The organism is Micromonospora sp. NPDC050397, from assembly GCF_044901685.1.
Lineage (GTDB): Bacteria > Actinomycetota > Actinomycetes > Mycobacteriales > Micromonosporaceae > Micromonospora_G.
Window position 1 is genome coordinate 293,117 of the sequence record NZ_JBJDPS010000004.1, and the last position, 17,059, is coordinate 310,175.

General features: G+C 73.0%; 18 protein-coding genes. 8 read left to right on the plus strand and 10 right to left on the minus strand.

The features are described from left to right. Positions 1-5: 5 nt before the first annotated feature. Together ACI2K4_RS17055 and ACI2K4_RS17060 are read left to right on the plus strand one after the other, a co-directional pair. Positions 6-1,412: a class II 3-deoxy-7-phosphoheptulonate synthase gene (locus tag ACI2K4_RS17055; RefSeq protein WP_404512329.1), complete on the plus strand. Its 1,407-nt coding sequence runs from the start codon at positions 6-8 to the stop codon at positions 1,410-1,412. Beyond that, entirely contained in the window at positions 1,405-2,439 is a 1,035-nt protein-coding gene (locus ACI2K4_RS17060) for a threonine aldolase family protein (RefSeq protein ID WP_404512331.1), read from the plus strand. Before ACI2K4_RS17055 ends, ACI2K4_RS17060 begins: the two co-directional genes overlap by 8 nt. A 180-nt stretch (positions 2,440-2,619) precedes the next feature. On the opposite strand, the gene ACI2K4_RS17065 is transcribed toward ACI2K4_RS17060, so the two are convergent. Together ACI2K4_RS17065 and pknB are read right to left on the minus strand one after the other, a co-directional pair. Then, on the minus strand, positions 2,620-3,486 hold the full coding sequence (locus ACI2K4_RS17065) for a deoxyribonuclease IV (RefSeq protein ID WP_404512333.1): 867 nt from the start codon (positions 3,484-3,486) through the stop codon (positions 2,620-2,622). A gap of 73 nt (positions 3,487-3,559) precedes the next feature. Further along, positions 3,560-5,542 carry a Stk1 family PASTA domain-containing Ser/Thr kinase gene (gene pknB / locus ACI2K4_RS17070; RefSeq protein WP_404512335.1) on the minus strand — a complete coding sequence of 661 codons (1,983 nt, stop codon included), beginning with the start codon at positions 5,540-5,542 and terminating at the stop codon, positions 3,560-3,562. A 198-nt stretch (positions 5,543-5,740) separates the two neighbouring features. Here pknB and ACI2K4_RS17075 point away from each other — a divergent pair, with 198 nt between their 5' ends. Genes ACI2K4_RS17075 through ACI2K4_RS17085 form a run of 3 tightly spaced genes read left to right on the plus strand, consistent with a single transcriptional unit; the run spans position 5,741 to position 6,824 of the window. Further along, positions 5,741-6,100, plus strand: coding sequence for an Rv2175c family DNA-binding protein (locus ACI2K4_RS17075; RefSeq protein ID WP_404512337.1), 360 nt, complete (start codon positions 5,741-5,743; stop codon positions 6,098-6,100). 15 nt (positions 6,101-6,115) lie between these two features. Further along, positions 6,116-6,445: a lycopene cyclase domain-containing protein gene (locus ACI2K4_RS17080; protein WP_404512339.1), complete on the plus strand. Its 330-nt coding sequence runs from the start codon at positions 6,116-6,118 to the stop codon at positions 6,443-6,445. A 13-nt stretch (positions 6,446-6,458) separates the two neighbouring features. After that, a complete protein-coding gene (locus ACI2K4_RS17085) occupies positions 6,459-6,824 on the plus strand; it encodes a lycopene cyclase domain-containing protein (protein WP_404512341.1) in 366 nt (121 codons plus the stop codon). Here the strand turns inward: ACI2K4_RS17085 and mptB are convergent. Beyond that, positions 6,712-8,520: a polyprenol phosphomannose-dependent alpha 1,6 mannosyltransferase MptB gene (mptB, locus tag ACI2K4_RS17090; protein WP_404512343.1), complete on the minus strand. Its 1,809-nt coding sequence runs from the start codon at positions 8,518-8,520 to the stop codon at positions 6,712-6,714. The two genes, ACI2K4_RS17085 and mptB, sit on opposite strands and share 113 nt — an antisense overlap. Positions 8,521-8,615: 95 nt before the next feature. Then, a complete protein-coding gene (locus ACI2K4_RS17095; RefSeq protein WP_404512345.1) occupies positions 8,616-9,698 on the minus strand; it encodes a polyprenyl synthetase family protein in 1,083 nt (360 codons plus the stop codon). 158 nt (positions 9,699-9,856) lie between these two features. Between ACI2K4_RS17095 and metF the strand changes: the two genes are divergently transcribed. After that, a complete protein-coding gene (gene metF, locus ACI2K4_RS17100; protein ID WP_404512347.1) occupies positions 9,857-10,774 on the plus strand; it encodes a methylenetetrahydrofolate reductase [NAD(P)H] in 918 nt (305 codons plus the stop codon). Positions 10,775-10,818: 44 nt separating this feature from the next. Beyond that, positions 10,819-11,499 carry a CDP-alcohol phosphatidyltransferase family protein gene (locus tag ACI2K4_RS17105; protein ID WP_404512349.1) on the plus strand — a complete coding sequence of 227 codons (681 nt, stop codon included), beginning with the start codon at positions 10,819-10,821 and terminating at the stop codon, positions 11,497-11,499. A gap of 78 nt (positions 11,500-11,577) precedes the next feature. Here ACI2K4_RS17105 and ACI2K4_RS17110 read toward each other — a convergent pair whose 3' ends face one another. Together ACI2K4_RS17110 and ACI2K4_RS17115 are read right to left on the minus strand one after the other, a co-directional pair. Beyond that, complete coding sequence (locus ACI2K4_RS17110; RefSeq protein WP_404512351.1) at positions 11,578-12,144, minus strand: Clp protease N-terminal domain-containing protein; 567 nt, start codon at positions 12,142-12,144, stop codon at positions 11,578-11,580. An 11-nt stretch (positions 12,145-12,155) separates the two neighbouring features. Continuing rightward, positions 12,156-12,374, minus strand: a complete 219-nt coding sequence (locus ACI2K4_RS17115) for an RNA polymerase subunit sigma-70 (RefSeq protein WP_404512353.1) — start codon at positions 12,372-12,374, stop codon at positions 12,156-12,158. A 106-nt stretch (positions 12,375-12,480) separates the two neighbouring features. Between ACI2K4_RS17115 and ACI2K4_RS17120 the strand changes: the two genes are divergently transcribed. Then, positions 12,481-12,915 carry a VOC family protein gene (locus tag ACI2K4_RS17120; protein WP_404512355.1) on the plus strand — a complete coding sequence of 145 codons (435 nt, stop codon included), beginning with the start codon at positions 12,481-12,483 and terminating at the stop codon, positions 12,913-12,915. Between the two features lie 33 nt (positions 12,916-12,948). On the opposite strand, the gene ACI2K4_RS17125 is transcribed toward ACI2K4_RS17120, so the two are convergent. The 4 genes from ACI2K4_RS17125 to ACI2K4_RS17140 are packed head-to-tail and all read right to left on the minus strand — an operon-like array spanning position 12,949 to position 17,054. Further along, positions 12,949-14,445, minus strand: a complete 1,497-nt coding sequence (locus ACI2K4_RS17125) for a phytoene desaturase family protein (protein WP_404512357.1) — start codon at positions 14,443-14,445, stop codon at positions 12,949-12,951. A 27-nt stretch (positions 14,446-14,472) separates the two neighbouring features. Next, positions 14,473-15,612 carry a glycosyltransferase gene (locus ACI2K4_RS17130; protein WP_404512359.1) on the minus strand — a complete coding sequence of 380 codons (1,140 nt, stop codon included), beginning with the start codon at positions 15,610-15,612 and terminating at the stop codon, positions 14,473-14,475. A gap of 25 nt (positions 15,613-15,637) precedes the next feature. Continuing rightward, entirely contained in the window at positions 15,638-16,411 is a 774-nt protein-coding gene (locus ACI2K4_RS17135) for a carotenoid biosynthesis protein (RefSeq protein WP_404512361.1), read from the minus strand. Between the two features lie 16 nt (positions 16,412-16,427). Beyond that, positions 16,428-17,054 (minus strand): GNAT family N-acetyltransferase, encoded by a 627-nt coding sequence (locus ACI2K4_RS17140; RefSeq protein ID WP_404512363.1) that lies wholly within the window; start codon positions 17,052-17,054, stop codon positions 16,428-16,430. Positions 17,055-17,059 lie beyond the last annotated feature (5 nt).

A 17,059-nucleotide genomic window follows, 5' to 3' on the forward strand; every position in this document is an offset into this window, starting at 1 on the left:
TCCTCATGCGCCATGAGTGGCATCAGTTGAGCTACCCCACGGTGGGCACCCTCGGCCCGCAGACCAGCCGTCCCACCGACGATTCCGTCGAGGACGAGGCCCTGGGGCTGGACCGTTGGCGGGATCTGCCGCGGGCACAGACCCCGCCCTGGCCCGACCAGAAGGCCGTCGACGAGGTGACCCAGGTCCTCTCGACCGTGCCGTCCGTCGTCGCGCCCTATGAGGTCGATCACCTGCGGGCCCAGTTGGCCCAGGTCGCCGAGGGCAAGGCCTTCCTGTTGCAGGGTGGCGACTGTGCCGAGACCTTCACCGACAACACCGAGAGCCACCTGCTCGCCAACGCGCGCACACTGTTGCAGATGGCGGTCGTGCTGACGTACGGCGCGTCGCTGCCGGTGGTCAAGGTGGCCCGGGTGGCCGGGCAGTACACCAAGCCCCGGTCGCTGCCGACCGACGCGCGCGGGCTGCCGGCGTACCGCGGCGACATGATCAACTCGCTGGAGCCGGTGCCGGAGGCGCGGGTCGCCGACCCGCAGCGCATGATCCGGGCGTACGCCAACTCCTCCTCGGCGATGAACATGCTCCGGGCGTACCTCGCCGGTGGGCTCGCCGACCTGCACGCGGTGCACGACTGGAACAAGGGCTTCGTGCGCGACTCGCCGGCCGGCGAGCGCTACGACGCCATCGCGCGCGAGATCGACCGGGCGGTCGCCTTCATGCGCGCCTGCGGCGTGACCGACGACGAGGCGCTGCGCACGGTCACCCTCTACTGCTCCCACGAGGCGCTCGCCCTGGAGTACGACCGGGCGCTGACCCGGGTCTCCGGCGGCAAGGCGTACGGCCTCTCCGGCCACTTCCTCTGGATCGGCGAGCGGACCCGGCAGATCGACGGCGCGCACATCGACTACATCTCCCGGATCGCCAACCCGATCGGTGTCAAGATCGGCCCCGGCACCACGCCGGACCAGGCGATCGAGCTCTGCGAGAAGCTCAACCCGGAGAACGTCCCGGGCCGGCTCACCCTGGTCAGCCGGATGGGCAACCACAAGGTCCGGGACGCCCTGCCGCCGATCGTGGCGAAGGTCACCGCCTCCGGTGCCAAGGTGGTCTGGCAGTGCGACCCGATGCACGGCAACACCCACGAGTCGTCCAACGGCTACAAGACCCGGCACTTCGACCGGATCGTGGACGAGGTGCTCGGCTACTTCGAGGTGCACCGTGGGCTGGAGACCCACCCGGGCGGCCTGCACGTCGAGCTGACCGGCGAGGACGTCACCGAGTGCCTCGGCGGGGCCCAGGCGATCGAGGACGAGCACCTGCCCGACCGGTACGAGACCGCCTGCGACCCCCGGCTGAACACCCAGCAGTCGCTGGAGCTGGCGTTCCTGGTGGCGGAGATGCTCCGTGGCTGAACCAGCCAGGGTCGACCTGCGTTCCGACACCGTGACCCAGCCGACCGAGGCGATGCGCCGGGCGATCGCCGAGGCCGAGGTCGGCGACGACGTCTACGTCGAGGACCCGAACGTCAACGCGCTCGAAGCCGAGGTCGCCGCGCTCTTCGGGCACGAGGCCGCGCTCTTCGCCCCGACCGGGACGATGGCGAACCAGATCGCGTTGCAGGTGCTGGTCCCGCCCGCCGGTGAGCTGCTCGTCGACGCCGACGCGCACGTGGTGACGTACGAGATGGCGGCTGCCGCCGCGTACGGTGGCATCTCCACCCGTACCTGGCCGGCGGTCGGCGCGGACATCGACCCCGACCTGGTCGCGGCGATGGTCCGGCCGGACGGCTACTGGGCCGTGCCGACCCGGGCCATCGCGGTCGAGCAGACCCACAACCGGGGCGGGGGCGGGGTCATTCCGCTCTCCACCCTGCACCAGTTGCGGCAGATCGCCGACGACGCCGGGATCGGGCTGCACTGTGACGGCGCCAGGATCTGGCACGCCCACGTCGCGGACGGGGTGCCGCTGGCCAGCTACGGCGAGCTGTTCGACACCATGTCGGTCTGCCTCTCCAAGGGGCTTGGCGCCCCGGCCGGCTCGCTGGTCGTGGGCAGCGCGGAGAAGATCGAACGGGCCCGGTTGGTCCGCAAGCGGATGGGCGGCGGCATGCGGCAGGCCGGCATCCTCGCCGCCGCCGGCCGGTACGCCCTGGCCGAGCACATCGACCGGCTGGCCGAGGATCACGTACGCGCGGCCCGGTTGGCCGAGGCGCTGGCCCCCTTCGGGGTGCTGGCCGGGCCGGTCCGGACCAACCTGGTGCCGCTGGACCTGACGAAGTTCGCGCTGGACGCACCGTCGCTCGCGGCGGCGGCTCGGGCCGAGGGAGTGCTGATCTCGGTGCTCGGTCCACGGACGGCGCGACTGGTGACGCACCTGGATCTGGACGATGCCGGGGTGGAGCGGGCGGTCTCGGTTCTCGCGTCAATTTTCCGGCGGTAGGTAGGGGTTTCGGGGGCGGCGTGCCCCACTCTGGGCGGTCAGGCTTGATCCCGTCGTGGGGCACGCCGCCCCAAAACCCTGAGCCGTGACCGACCGTTGGGAATGGCGCATGTTCCGAGACCCGGTGTGAAGCTTCTGGGGTGCTGTCTGTCGTCCGGTGACCGGGGCGTCCGGGGTGGGTCAGGGGCGGTGGCGTTTGAGGGTGGCTATGTCGTGGGCGTGACCGACGTGGCCCTCGGTGGGGGTTTCCGCGACCACGGGTACGCCGACGGTGGCCGGGTGGGTCATCAGTTCGGCGAACGCCGGCTCGCCGATGGTGCCCTTGCCGATGGTCTCGTGCCGGTCCCGGATGGAGCCGCAGGCGTCCCGCGAGTCGTTTGCGTGGACCAGCCAGAGCCGGTCCGGGCCGATCGTCTCGACCAGTAGGTCCAGCGTCTCGTTCATGCCGTTCGGGCGGGCCAGGTCGTGCCCGGCGGCCCAGGCGTGGCAGGTGTCGAAGCAGACGCCCAGCCACGGGTGCCGCTCGACGCTGTCCAGGTAGGGGCCGAGGTGTTCGACCCGGGACGCGAGCGAGCGGCCGCCACCGGCCGTCGGCTCCACCAGCAGCTTCGGTCCGCCGCTGGCGGCGGCGCTGTCCAACAGTGGGAGCAGGGCCTCGCGTACCTGGGTCATGGCGGTTTCGGCGTAGCCGGCGTCGACCGCGCTGCCGGCGTGGAAGACCACCCCGGCGGCGCCGATCGCGGCGCCCCGCCGGAGCGCGTGGGCCAGCGTCGCGGCCGACTTCTCCACCGTCGCCGCCGTCGGTGAGCCGAGGTTGACCAGCAGCGACGCGTGGATGTAGACCGGCACGCCGCGCTGCTCGCAGCCCTCCCGGAAGGCGGTGTCCTGGGCCGGGTCGCCGGGCGGCAACGCCCATCCCCGGGAGTTGGAGACGTAGACCTGCGCCACCTCCGACTCCGCCGCGTCGAGGTACGGCAGGGCGGCCTTGGCCAGCCCGCCCGAGGTCGGGGTGTGTGAGCCGATCGGTCGGTCGGTTGTTGTTCTCATCGGCTCACCCACTGGTTCGGATCCGGCCGCCGGTCCCGTTCGGCCGGCGGCCCGTGTGCTGGTTGGTTGCTGGTCAGAGGCAGGTGATGGTGACCTGGCTGCCCGGGGGTAGCTGGGTGCCCTCGCCCGGGTTCTGGAACGCCACCGTACCGTTCGGATTGAGTTGTACCACCGGCGTGAGCTGCACGGCCTGTAGGCGCGCCTGCGCCTCCGGGCAGGGCAGGCCGGTGACCTGCGGTACGAGCACAGCCGGCGGACCCTTGCTCACCTTGAGCTTGATCTCGGCGCCCTTCTCGACCCCGACGCCGTTCGCCGGGTCCTGGCCGATCACCTGGTCCTTGGGCTTGTCGGAGTCCTCGTACTGCTCGACCGCCCGCAGGTCGAGCCGCTGCAACTCGTTCCGGGCCTCGTTGATGTTCTTGCCGACCAGGTTCGGTACGGAGAGCGGGGACCGACCCTTGCTGACGAAGACGGTGACCTTGTCGCCGGCCTTGACCTCGCTGTCGACCTTGGGATCCACCGCGACCACCGTGCCGGCGGGCAGGTTCTCGTCGTACCGGTCCGGGCCCTTGGTCACCTGGAGCTTGACCCGCTCCAGGTCCGCCTGGGCCACGTCGAGCGTCTTGCCCACCACGTCCGGCACCTGGAAGCGCTCCGGGCCGAGAGAGAGGATCAGGGTGATCGTGCCGCCCTTGACCATCCGGGCCGCCGAGGCCGGCTCCTGCCCGAGCACCTGGTCCTTGCCGGCCGTCTCGTCGTAGCGGGCGGTGCCGTACGCCAGGGTGAAGCCTTCCCGGGTCGCCGTCGCCTCGGCCTCGGCCTTGGAGAGACTCACCAGTTGCGGTGCCTCGGTGTAGCGGCCGACGCCGAACCACCAGCCGCCGATCGCGGCGACCAGCCCGAGCACCACCACCACGGCGGCGACCGCCCGACGGCCCTGCTGGTCGCCCATCACCCGGTCCCGGAGGGCCTGGAACCGACCGAGCGGGCTGGACGGCTCCGGCGCGGCGCGACGGCGGTGTGGTCGCCCGCCGGTGCCGCCGCGCGGCTCCGGTTGGTCGGGCAGCCGGGCCCAGGTGGGCCGGTCGGCGGGGCGGACCGAGGCGACCACCATGGTCGGCTGGGCCACCTGGCGCAGCAGGGCGGTGTTGGCGTTGGCGTTGCCCAGGTCGTCCCGGACCACCTGCACCTCGGCCTGGAGCGCTCCGGCGTCGGTGGGCCGGGCACCGGGGTCGCGCCGGGTGGCCCGCACGACCAGGTCGTCGAGGACCGGCGGCAGGCCGGGGACCAGGGTCGAGGGAGCCGGTACGTCCCGGTCGACATGCTGCCAGGCCACGTCGACCGGGCGGTCGCCGTCGTACGGCACCCGCCCGGTGAGCATCTCGAACAGCACGATGCCGGCGGAGTAGACGTCGGTACGGGGATCGGCCCGGCCGTCGGTGACCAGCTCCGGTGCGACGTACGCCACGGTGGCCATCAACTGGCTGCCGGAGTCGTCGTCGGCGCTCGCCTCGACGGCGCGGGCGAGGCCGAAGTCGGCGACCTTGACCACGCTGTCCACCAGGTTGCCGGAACCGCCGCTGGGCGCCTCGGCGACCAGCACGTTCTCCGGCTTGACGTCCCGGTGGACCAGTCCGGCCCGGTGCGCGGCGGCGATGGCGGCGAGCATCTGCTCCAGGATCGCCAGCGCCTCACCGGGGTTGAGCCGGCGCCGTTCGGCCAGGATGTCGCGCAGGGTGCGACCCCGCACGTACTCCATCACCAGGTACGGCAGCCCGTCGTGGGTGCCCTGGTCGTAGACGGCCACCACGTTGGGGTGGGTGAGCCGGGCGATCGTCTTCGCCTCTTCGGTGAACCGGGCCAGGAAGCCGGCCAGCCGGCCGTGGGCTCCCTGTGCCTGGTTCGGGTGAATGATCTTGAGGGCGACCGTCCGCTCGAGGCGTTCGTCGGTGGCGGTGTACACGGTCGCCATCCCGCCACGGGCGACGCGGCCGCGAATGCGGTAGCGCCCGTCGATGAGCGAGCCCAGTAACGTGTCGGCGACCTGAATGTCCATCGGCAGGCAGTCTATGTCTCCAGCGGGTGACGGCAGAACAGGATGCCACAGGCAGTGCGGTGTGGTCATTCCGACCCCTGGAAAAATTACCCGACGTGTCGCCGTGGACACGCTGTGCCGGTGAAATGCGTGATCGGCGGGGAAACACCGGGTGGGGGTGCCGGTGAAACGGGGGGAAGGTCGTGGCACTGTGGTCGAGTGACCGATTCCCCACACGCCGGCCCGACCGATGACGCGGACTGGCTGACCCTGCCGGACGTCGCCGTGCGGCTCGACGTGACGATCAGCAAGGTGCACCAGATGATCCGGGACCGCGAGCTGCTCGCGGTGCGCCGGGACGGCATCCGCCGGATCCCGGCCGACCTGGTGGCGAACGACACCGTACGCAAGCACCTGCCGGGCGTGTTGAACCTGCTCAAGGATGCGGGCTACGACGACGAGGACGCGTTGCGCTGGCTCTACGAGGCGGACGACACGCTCCCCGGCACCCCGGCCCGGGCACTCGGGGGTGACCAGGCCCGGGAGGTCAAGCGCCGGGCGCAGGCGCTGGGCTTCTAGCCCCGAACGCCCGCCATGGCGCATCTCACCTACCTCGCGGTGCTCGCCGGCTGCCTCGCCGGGGCGCTCTGGCTGGAGCCGATCCTGGGGGTGAACGTGCTGCGCCGCTGGCGTCGGCTGCTGCTCACCATCGCCCCGGTGGCGGCGGTCTTCGTGCTCTGGGACCTCGCCGCGATCGCCGCCGGACACTGGACCTTCGACCCGGAGCAGATCACCGGGATACTGCTCCCGGGCGGCCTTCCCCTGGACGAGGTGCTCTTCTTCCTCGTCGTGCCGACCTGCGCGGTGCTCGGGTTCGAGGCCGTCCGGGCGGTCCGGGGCTGGCCGGCGGGTGACGAACGGTGAGTCGGGTGCTCCGGTGAGCTACACCGCCGCCGCGCTGCTCGGAGTGGCCGGCGCCGTCCTGGTCGACCTGTACGTGCTGCGTACCCGGCTGGTTCGCCGTCGGGTCTTCTGGGCGACGTACCCCATCATCGTGTTCTTCCAACTGATCTCCAACGGCATCCTGACCGGGCGCGGGATCGTGCGCTACGACCCGGCGGCGATCGTCGGGGTACGGCTGGTCCACGCCCCGGTGGAGGACCTGCTCTTCGGCTTCGCCCTGGTCCTGCTCACCCTCTCCACCTGGGTCTGGCTGGGACGGCGCGGAGTGCAGGCAGGCCCGGCCGCCGGGGCCGGTAACCCGCTCTACCGGCGGTGGCGGGACCGGGCGCGGTCGCGCTGACCGTCCGCCGCCGTCGCCGTGCGCGTACCGCGAACACCACCAGTGCGGTGACCAGGACCACGTCGAACAGCGCACCGGGCAGCTTGGTCCGCGTCGCGAGCCCCAGCCCGTCCGGCAGCACCAGGAACCCGAGCACCAGCACCGTCGCGGCCAGCGGACGCCACCACCGCCGGCTCACCACCACGGCGAGCACGGCCACCGTGGCCAGGGCGTACCAGGGGTAGAAGACCGGCGAGAGCAACGCCACCGCGCCGAACGCGAGACCGGCCGAGGCGACCACGGTCCGGCGGGCGGCCTCCGGTGGGTTGGCGACTGCCGGTGGGTCGGCGCTCGCCCGCCAGGCCCGGACCACCAGGGCCACCGCGACCGCCAGCAGGAACACCAGGCCGATGGCCCGGGCCACCGCCACCGCCGGGTCGAACGCGGCGGGCTGACCGAGCAGCCGGAGCAGGTAACCGACCGCCATGCCCAGACCGGTGGGGAGCGAGGTCCACTGCACCATCCGGCCGGTGTCGGGCAACCCGCCGAGCCAACCGGCGTCCAGGCCGGTGGCGAGGGTGACGCAGGTGAACGCCAGCGTGGCGGCGAGCAGGACGACCGCGAGCCCGGCCGAGGCGGTCCGGAGCCGCACCGGGAGGGCGCCCCGAGTCCGGTCCCGGGAATTCGGCGTCCGGTCCCGGCGGATCGGCGTCTCGTCCCGGGGGATCGGCGTTCCGTCCTGGGGGGTCGGCGTCCCGTCCCGGGGCGGGGGGACTGACGGGGACCGGTCGCCGGGCGGGGGTAGCAGCGCGAGCAGGGCGACGAACGGCACCGCGACCACCGCGGTCACCTTGACCGCCACCGCCAGGCCGACCAGGACTCCGGCCGCGACCAGCCGGCCCGGTGCCCGCCCCGACCGGGAGTGATCCGGCCGGGACTGATCCGGCCGGGAGTGACCCGTGGCCAGCGCCAGTGCCGCCACGACCAGGCCCACCAGCACGGCGTCGTTGTGCGCACCGCCGACCAGGTGCACCGCGGTCAGCGGGGAGAGCAGCGCCAGCCAGACGGCGGTGGTCGGTGCCGCGCCACAGGCCCGGGCCAGCCGGGGCAGGTAGCGGGCCAGCAGCAGCGCGCCGGCCAGCGCGACCGCCCGGAACAGCAGGACCGCCACGAGCAACTGGTCGCCGGGTGCGGCGACCAGCAGCCGGGCGAGCGCCACCACCGCACCGGCCAGCCCGATCGCCAGCGGACCGTACGGGGTGGAGGTGTGCCACCACAGCGACGGCACCGAGTCTGTCCACGGGCAGCCGCCGGCCGCCACCCCGACCGCGTACGGGTCGACCCCGTCCAGCCAGAGCGCACCCTGACAGGCGTACGCGTACAGGTCCCGGCTGCCGGTCGGCGGCGCGGCCAGCAGCGGTACGGCCCAGAGGGCGGCGGTCAGCAGCAGCCAGCGTGGCGTCACCGGCGGGCGCCCCGGTCGGGTCAGCGACCTGCCCAGCCGCCACCAGGCGACGCAGAGCAGGACCAGCCCGACGAGCCAGCCGGCCAGGCCGAGCCAGTAGAGCCACGTTTCGGTCGCCGTCCGGTGCTCCGGTTGCGGACCGGGCAGCGCGCCGGCACCGTACGCGCCGACGGCCATCAACGCGGTTCCGGCGAGACCGGCCAACCGCAGTCGCGAGGGATGGGGTGAAGCCGGGTGTTCCGGACCAGGCACGCCCCGACGGTCGCACCGCCCGTTGACGTCGACCTATCCGCCGGGTGGACCGCCGGTGGGGCCGGGATGTCCGGTCGGTGCCCACCGGCTCCCGGTCAGAGGGACCGGCGGGTGGCCGCGATGGCGAGGTCGACCAGCACCTCACGGGCCTCGGCGGTTAGCTCCGCCCGGTCCAGGGCGGCCAGCGCGGTGTCGGTCAGCGTGGTGATCCGTTCCTCGGTCCGGGCCAGCGCGCCGCTGTCGGTGATGATCTCGCGGAGCTGGTCGATCCCGTCCGGATCGAGCGCCGGGTCACCGAGGCGCTTGGTCAGCAACGCCCGGCCGGTGGCGTCGGTGGTCTCCAACGCCGCCGCGACCAGGAAGGTCCGCTTCCCCTCGCGCAGGTCGTCGCCGGCCGGCTTGCCGGTCTGCCTCGGGTCACCGAACACACCGAGTACGTCGTCGCGGAGCTGGAACGCCTCGCCCAGCGGCAACCCGTACCCGGAGTACGCGTCCCGGTGCGGCGCGGGCGCGTCGGCGAGCGCGGCGCCGAGCAGGAGCGGGCGCTCGACCGTGTACTTCGCCGACTTGTAGCGGGCGATCTTGCCGGCCCGTTCCACCGAGGTGTCCCCGGACGCCTGGGCGAGCACGTCCAGGTACTGGCCGATGGTCACCTCGGTACGCATCTCGTCGAAGACCGGCCGAGCCCGGTGCACCTGGTGGGGATCCAGGCCGGCGCCGTGCAGGAGCTGGTCGGACCAGACCAGGCAGAGGTCCCCGAGCAGGATCGCGGCGGAGTCGCCGAACCCGTCGGCGTTGCCGGGCCAGCCGGCCGTGCGGTGCCGGGCGGCGAACCGGCGGTGCACCGCGGGCTCTCCCCGGCGGGTGTCGGAGCGGTCCATCAGGTCGTCGTGGATCAAGGCGCTGGCCTGTACGAACTCCAGGGCGGCGAGGGCTGCCACCACCCGGTCGGAGTCGACACCGCCGGCCCCCCGGTAGCCCCAGTACGCGAACGCCGGGCGCAACCGCTTGCCACCCCGTAACACGAACTCCTCCAGCGCCTCGGCCACCGGGAGCAGGGCGTCGTCGGCGGCGGCGAGCCAGGCGCGTTGCCCGGCGAGGAAGTCGGCCAACGCCTGGTTGGTCCGCTGCCGGAGGCCGGCACGGTCCAGGGGCGGGACAGGGGCAGCATCGGTCACGCCCTGACGCTATCCGTTCGCTGACAGAACCGCCGCCGCGGCCCGGTGCTCGCCGGGGTCTCCGCGCGGCGGCACGGGCGGTCGGCGCGAGGTGGGGCGACGGGCCGGGAAATGGGAAGGTACGGATATTCGATCCGATCGGCCGGTAAGGTCGTACGGTGGCGCTCGGTCTTCCCTCTGTCCTCCCCAATCCGCAACCAGCGATCGGGGACCTCGTCCGTGGACCCCGTCCGTCGTTCTCGTTCGAGTTCGGGCCGGCGAAGACGCCCGAGGGCGAGCGGCTGCTCTGGCAGGCGATCCGCGAGCTGGAGTCGCTCCAGCCCTCATTCGTCTCGATCACCTACGGTGCCGGCGGGTCGACCCGGGACACCACCGTCGCGGTGACCGAGCGGATCGCCACCGACACCACGCTGCTGCCGATGGCGCACCTGACCGCGGTCAACCACTCGGTCGCCGAGCTGCGCCACATCGTCGGCCGGCTCGCCGGGGTGGGCGTACGCAACCTGTTGGTGGTCCGGGGCGACCCGCCGGGTGACCCGACCGGCGACTGGGTTCGGCACCCCGAGGGCGTGCTGTACGCCGAGGAGCTGGTCCGGCTGGTCCGGGAGGCCGGTGACTTCAGCGTCGGGGTGGCGGCGTTCCCGTACAAGCACCCGCGCTCGCCCGACGTGGCCACGGACACCGAGTACTTCATCCGCAAGTGCCGGGCCGGGGCGGACTTCGCCATCACCCAGATGTTCTTCGACGCCGACGACTACCTGCGGTTGCGGGACCGGGTCGCGGCGGCCGGCTGTGACACCCCGATCCTGCCCGGGGTGATGCCGGTGACCAAGATCACCACGATCGAGCGCTCCGAGCAGCTCTCCGGCGCGCCGTTCCCGCCCGCGTTGGCCGAGCGGTTCGCCCGGGTCGCCGACGACCCGGACGCGGTCCGCGCGCTCGGCATCGAGCAGACCAGCGAGATGTGCCAGCGGCTGCTCGCCGAGGGTGTGCCCGGTGTCCACTTCATCACCTTCAACCGCTCCACCGCGACCCGGGAGATCTGGCAGAACCTCCAGGTCGGCGCCGAGGTGTGAGCAAGCCCGTCGCGTCGGCCCACGGTTACGCCGACAATTGACCCGTGGCGGGCAAGCGGCTGGACTGGGACGAGTACGCGACCGCCTGGGCGCGGCTGCACGGTGACTTCGACCCGCGCCGCGCCGCGCCGACGGTGCAGGGTTGGCTGCGGTTCGCGTACCAGATCGGGCACCTGCTCGGCCGCTTCCGGGTGCCGCCCACGGCGGTGACCGTGGTCGGCACCCTGTTCTGTGTCGTTGTCCCGCTGGTGGTGCTCCGGGAGCCGGCCGGGCCGTTCATCGCGGCCGGTTTCGTGCTGCTGGCGGCGGTGGCGGACAGCGTCGACGGGGCGATCGCGGTGGTCACCGGCCGGACCAGTCGGCTCGGCTACGTCTACGACTCGGTCGCCGACCGGGTCGGGGAGGCCGCCTGGCTGATCGCGTTCTGGCTGCTCGGCGCCCCTGGCCCGGTGGTCGTGGCGGCCGGTGCCCTGTCCTGGCTGCACGAGTACGTCCGGGCCCGGTCGGTGTCGGCGGGGATGCGGGAGATCGGGGCGGTGACCGTGGGGGAGCGGCCGAGCCGGGTGCTGGTCGCGTTGGTCGGTCTGGTGGTGGCGGGGGCGGCGCGGTTGATCCAGTTCGATCTGGCGGCGGGGACGATCACGGTGGTGGCCGTGGTTTGGGTGCTGTTGGCGGGGTTCGGGTTGGTGCAGTTGTTGGGGGCGGTTCGGCGGGCTCTGCTCTGACGGGGTTGGGGTTGGCGTGGGTGGCGTTGTGGGGTTGGGGTTTGGGGCCGTCCGACCGTGTCCGGCCGTCTCGCGTGGTCACGCCTCGGGGCGGGCCAGGGCCAGGCGACGCTTGGCGTCGTCGTACGTGACGCCGTGTTCGGTGAGCACCGTGGACATCGACCCGGGTACGCCCTGCCGCAGCAGTGCCAACAGCAGGTGACCGGAGTTGATCGAGCGGTGCCGTAGCGCGACCGCCTCCCGCAGTCCCTGCTCGATCACCTTCTTGGCCCGCTGGTCGACCGGACCGCCGAACCACCCCCGGCGCCGGGCCGGCCGGGCCGGGTCCGGGTCGTCCCAGGCGTCGGCACCGAAGGTCTCCTCGACCAGGCGGAACACCTCCTCGGCATCGATGCCGAGCGAGCGCAGGGCGCTGATCTCGTCGTCGGTGAGGCCGGCTCGTCCGGGACGGGCGGCCGAGGCGGCCCGCAGCACGGCCGGGGTGACACCGTATTCGGCCAGGACGCGCGCCCCGAGGCCCTGCTCGTCGTCGGCGAGTCCGAGCAGCAGGTGCTCCGGTCCGGCCTTGCCCGCGCCGGCCTCGGCGGCGGCGTCGACGCCGCCGGTGATGACGCGGCGCGCGTTACTGGTGAATCGTTCGAACATCGCCTGTGCTCCTACTCTCGCGTCCGGCGGGCGTGCTTCTGGTGGACGGCCTGTCGGGTGACGCCCAACGCGTCCGCGATCGCCTGCCACGCCCAACCCTGTTGCCGGGCGTGGCGCACCTGGAGCGCTTCCAGGCGGTCGACCAGCTTCCTGAGGGCGGCGACCGCCCGTAGCCCGGTGGCCGGATCGGCCGTCCCGGCCGCGGTGGCGAGTCCCTGGGTGTCATCCACCCTGTCAAGGTAAGTTGACAAACTCCGGCTGTCAACCCAGGTTGACGGCCGAGGCTCGTGGGCGGGCCTTTGGCGACGACGAGGACTCAGCCTCTAAGGTGGACCGATGGCATCGGTCAAGCAGTTCCAGGTCACCTTCGACTGCGCCGAACCCGAGCGGGTCGCCCGTTTCTGGTGCGAGGTGCTGGGGTACGTCGTACCGCCCCCGCCGCCGGGTTTCGCCGACTGGGAAGAGTTCAATCGCTCGTTGCCGCCCGAGAGTCAGGGTTCGGCCTTCGCGTGCGTGGATCCCACGGGTGTCGGTCCGCGACTGTTCTTCCAGCGTGTTCCCGAAGGCAAGGTCGTCAAGAACCGGCTGCACCTCGACGTACGGGTCGGCACCGGGCTCGTGGGTGAGGAGCGCCTGGCCGCGCTCGAGGCCGAATGCGCCCGGCTGCTCCCGCTCGGCGCGGTACGCGTGCGCCTACTGCGCGCCGACGGCGTCAACGAGTCGTGCCTCGTGATGCAGGACGTCGAGGGCAACGAGTTCTGCCTGGACTGAACGGGGGACGAACGTCGGGGCGACCGGGTGGGGTCAGGCGGGGCCGATTCGGGTGGCGACGATCTGGGCCGAGAGGGTGACCATCGGTAGGCCACCGCCGGGATGGGTGGAGCCGCCGACCAGGAAGAGTCCGGGCACCGGACCCCGGTTGGGCGGGCGGAGCAGACCCCCGGCGGTGCCGTAGATCGCCCCTCCCGGGGTGCCGGTGGCGGCGGCGAGGTCGGCCGGGGTGAGGATCTCGCGGAACAGCAGGCGGTCACGTACGTCGACACCGCGTTCGGCGAGCACGTCGAGGATCCGGTCGGCGTAGGCGTCGGCGAGTCCCGGGCGGCGCCAGTCGATCGCGGTCAGCGAGTGGCCCTGCCGTGCCGCGTTGACCAGCACGAACCAGGACTCGTGCCCGGCCGGCCGGACGGCGGGGTCGTCGGGCACGCTGACGAAGACGGTCGGGTCCGGAGCCGGTCGGGCCGGCACGCCCCGCCCCTGGTCGCCGAAGACCGCGTCGAACTCGGCGTCGTAGTCGTTTGGGAAGAAGACGTTGTGGTGGGCCAGCCCGGACGCGCCGCGTACGCCGAGCAGCAGGACAAAACCGGCGAGGCTCCGGTCGGTCAGCCCGGCGAGCCGGTCCGGGCGGGGGAGCAGGTCCCGGTAGACGGTCAGCGCGTCCACGTTGGCCACCACCACGTCGGCCGGAGCCGGGGCGGTCGCACCGGCCAGGCGTACCCCGTGGACCCTGCCCCCGGCGGCGTCGATGCCGGTGACCGTGGTGCCGGTCTGCACCACCACGCCCAGGTCCAGGCAGCGGGAGAGCAACGCGTCGGCGAGCGAGCCGAGGCCGCCGCGCAGGTACCAGCCGCCGAAGGCCAGTTCGGCGTACGGCACCGCGGCGAGGGCGGCCGGTGCCCGGCGCGGGTCGGCGCCGGCGTAGGTGGCGTACCGGTCGAGCATCATCCGCAGGCGCGGGTCGCGTGGGTGGGCGCGGCCCAGCCCACGCAGGCTCTGACCGGGCCGGATGGCGGCCAGGTCACCGAGCCGCCAGGCGAGTCGGGCCAGGTGCAGCGGCGAGTCGACGCTCTCCCGCAGCACGTCCCGCCAGGCGGCCTGCCAGATCCGGCCGGCCCGGCGCCAGAGCCGCCGCCAGTCCGCCTCGGCGTCCGGGCCGAAGACGGTGCCGATCCGGGCCGCGAAGGTCCCCGGTTCGGCGCACGACTCGAGCACGGTCGCGGGGGTGGCGGCGTGCGCCGGGAAGTGGTGACGCACGATCGGGTCCAGCGGCACCAGGTCCAGGTACTCGTCGATCTTGGCGTGGGTGGCCAGGAACAGGTCGGTGAAGACCTGGGGCAGGGTGAGCAGGCTCGGGCCGGTGTCGAAGTGGAACGTACCGGCCGGGGTCTCGCGACGGTGGCGGCCGAGTTTGCCGCCGACCGTCTCGGCCCGCTCGAAGACGGTGACCTCGTGCCCGGTGGCGGCGAGCCGGGCCGCCACGGCGAGACCGCCGACCCCGGCACCGACAACGACGATCCGACTCATGCCGTGCGCCTCCTCGGTCGGGGCTGGTCAGAGCACCGGTCGGCCGCGCCAGAAGAGCCGTCGACGCCTGCGCAGATGGTACGACCGCAGGGTCAGCCAACCCAGTAGCGCGACCGAGAGCGGGTGTGCCAAAACGTCCGGCCAGCGCCGGCCACCGCTGGCCCGGGCGGTGACCAGCCGGCCGGCGACGCCGAGCAGGTAGGCGACGAGGGCGACCAGGGCCGGCGGACCGGCCCCGGCGACCGCCGCCACCACCGTGACCAGGGGCGGCACGGTGTAGAGCAGCAGGAGCAGCGCCAGCACCGCCGCCGCGCCCAGCGGCGAGCCGAACGAGGCCCAGAGCGACTTGGTGTAGCCGTCGCGCAACTCGGCCCAGGAGACGTACATCCGGCAGTCGGCGAGCGCGGAGCCGTCGGCGAGGGCGATTCGGCCGCCGGAACGCTTGACCGCGCGGGACAGCTCGACGTCTTCGAGGATCCGGTCCCGTACCGAGGCGTGCCCGCCCGCGTGTCGGTAACCGGCCCGGTCCAGCACCAGGAACTGCCCACCGGCGGCGGCGAGCGAGGGGCGCGGCGAGCGTTCCATCAGCCGCAGCGGCAGGAAGGTCAGCCAGGTCCACTGCAACAACGGCTGGACCAGCCGCTCACCGACCGAGCCGGTGACGATCCGGGGGTACGGGGTGAGCAGCGCCGCGCGCGCCGTACGCAACGCGCCGACCGCGCTCGCCACCGCGTACGGGCGCAGGACCACGTCGGCGTCGACGAAGACCAGGGCGGTCGAGTCGGGTGCGGCGGCGTCGGCGAGTTGCTGGCACGCGTACGGCTTGCCGAGCCAGCCGGCCGGCGGTGGCGCGCCGGTGAGCAGGCGCACCCTCGGGTCACCGGCGGCGACCCGGCGCACCACCTCGGCGGTGCCGTCGGTGGAACCGTCGTCCAGGACCAGGATCTCCAGCCCGGGTACGCCCCGCTGGTCGAGCAGTGACCGCAGGCACGGGGTGAGCCGGTCGGCCTCGTCGCGCAGCGGCAACAGCACCGAGACCGGCTCGTCCAGGGTGCCCCGTCGCGGCGTACGGCGCAGCCAGCGGGTGGCGTTGACGTGGCTGTGCAGGGTCAGCGCGGCGACCAGCACGGCGAGGACCCCGAGCGGTCCGGTGTCGGCCCAGCTCACCGGGGCGTCCGGGAGGTTCCGCCGCTCATGCGCGTACCCCCAGGGTCTGCCGGGCCCGCAGCAGCGCGCCGGCCAGTGGCACGGCGACCACCGACATGGCCAGCATCCCCCAGACGGCCGAGCCGGGAAGATCGAGGAAGACCGCGTGGGCGAGCCCGCTGGAGGCGTAGGTCCAGAGGTAGAGCGCGTACATCGGGGCGTCGTCGGTGTCCCGCTGTGCTCCGGCCGGGAGCAGGCGGGCCAGCAGCGTCATCAGCACGGCCGCGACCAGCAGCCAGCCCAGGTAGTTGCCGACCGGTACGCCCGGCACGCCGGGCAGGGCCGGGGTCGGCCGGTGCCAGGTCCAGTAGCCCTCGGCCACCATCTGCGGGTCGAGGAAGAGGTCCCAGGTGGCCAGGCCGAGCGCGGCCAGCGCCACCCGACCGGCGCCGGGCCGGACCAGCCGGGCCGCGACCAGCCAGGCCGGCCAGGCCATCCAGGTCCAGGCCAGCGGGATGACCAGCGGTACGCCGCCCAGCTTCGGCCCGAGCTGCCCGGAGTAGTGGTAGTCGCCGAACGGAAAACCGGTCGTCACGCCCAGCGCCTCGACCGCCCAGCCGCCGCCGGTGGTGACCAGGACCAGCACGGCGGCGGTCCGGAGACCCCGGGTGGAGAGGGCGTGCCCGACCGACAGCAGGTAGCCCAGCGCGACCGTGGCCACGGTCAGTCGGGCCCGGTCCTGACCCTCGGTGAGCGGGTAGCCGATCTGCGCCAGCACCAGGACGACCAGCGGCAGCCAGCGCAACCGGTTGCGGTCCAATCGATCCTCCGACTGCCTAACCGGCTGCCTGGTCCGCTTGCCCGGGTCCGGTGGCTCCGGCTGGTCCGGTGGCTCCGGTCGGTGCGGACGGGTCGGGGTCGGGTGGGGTCAGCGGCAGTTCCCGGCCGAGTACGGCGAACGAGCGCTCGTCGCCGGGGAAGTGGAAGTCGCGCAGTACGTCGGTGAAGCCGAACCGCCGGTAGAGCCGCCAGGCGCGCGACTTCTGCTCGTCGGCCTCCGGGGTGGAGAGCAGCGTGGTGCTTCCCCGGGCCATGCCGAGCAGCGCGGAGAGCTGCCGGGCACCCAGCCCGTGCCCCTGCGCCGCCGGGCGTACGTGCAGTTCGACCACCTCGAAGCAGTCGGTGAACCAGGTCTTGCGCGCGTCGTCGGGCAGCGCCGCGTACACCTGGTCGTGCCACCACTGCCCGGAGTACGAGTGGTAGCCGTAACCGAAGCCGGCCAACCGCCCGTCGTTGGTCAGCGTGGCCACCGCCCGGAAGCCACGGCGACGTACGTGGGTGGCGATGTAGCCCCGCCGAGCCTCCAGCAGCTCGGGCCGGTAGCCCATGGCCTCGCCGTAGACCGTCACCACGTCGTCCAGCCGCCGGACGAGATCGTCCGGTTGCCACGGCACCAGCCTCATGCCTG

Excerpts from the sequence above, each read along its gene's own strand:
- ACI2K4_RS17055 (WP_404512329.1), top strand. The coding sequence starts at position 6 with ATGCGCCATGAGTGGCATCAGTTGAGCTACCCCACGGTGGGCACCCTC.
- ACI2K4_RS17065 (WP_404512333.1), bottom strand. The coding sequence starts at position 3,486 with ATGAGAACAACAACCGACCGACCGATCGGCTCACACACCCCGACCTCG.
- pknB (WP_404512335.1), bottom strand. The coding sequence starts at position 5,542 with ATGGACATTCAGGTCGCCGACACGTTACTGGGCTCGCTCATCGACGGG.
- ACI2K4_RS17080 (WP_404512339.1), top strand. The coding sequence starts at position 6,116 with ATGGCGCATCTCACCTACCTCGCGGTGCTCGCCGGCTGCCTCGCCGGG.
- ACI2K4_RS17110 (WP_404512351.1), bottom strand. The coding sequence starts at position 12,144 with ATGTTCGAACGATTCACCAGTAACGCGCGCCGCGTCATCACCGGCGGC.
- ACI2K4_RS17120 (WP_404512355.1), top strand. The coding sequence starts at position 12,481 with ATGGCATCGGTCAAGCAGTTCCAGGTCACCTTCGACTGCGCCGAACCC.
- ACI2K4_RS17125 (WP_404512357.1), bottom strand. The coding sequence starts at position 14,445 with ATGAGTCGGATCGTCGTTGTCGGTGCCGGGGTCGGCGGTCTCGCCGTG.
- ACI2K4_RS17140 (WP_404512363.1), bottom strand. The coding sequence starts at position 17,054 with ATGAGGCTGGTGCCGTGGCAACCGGACGATCTCGTCCGGCGGCTGGAC.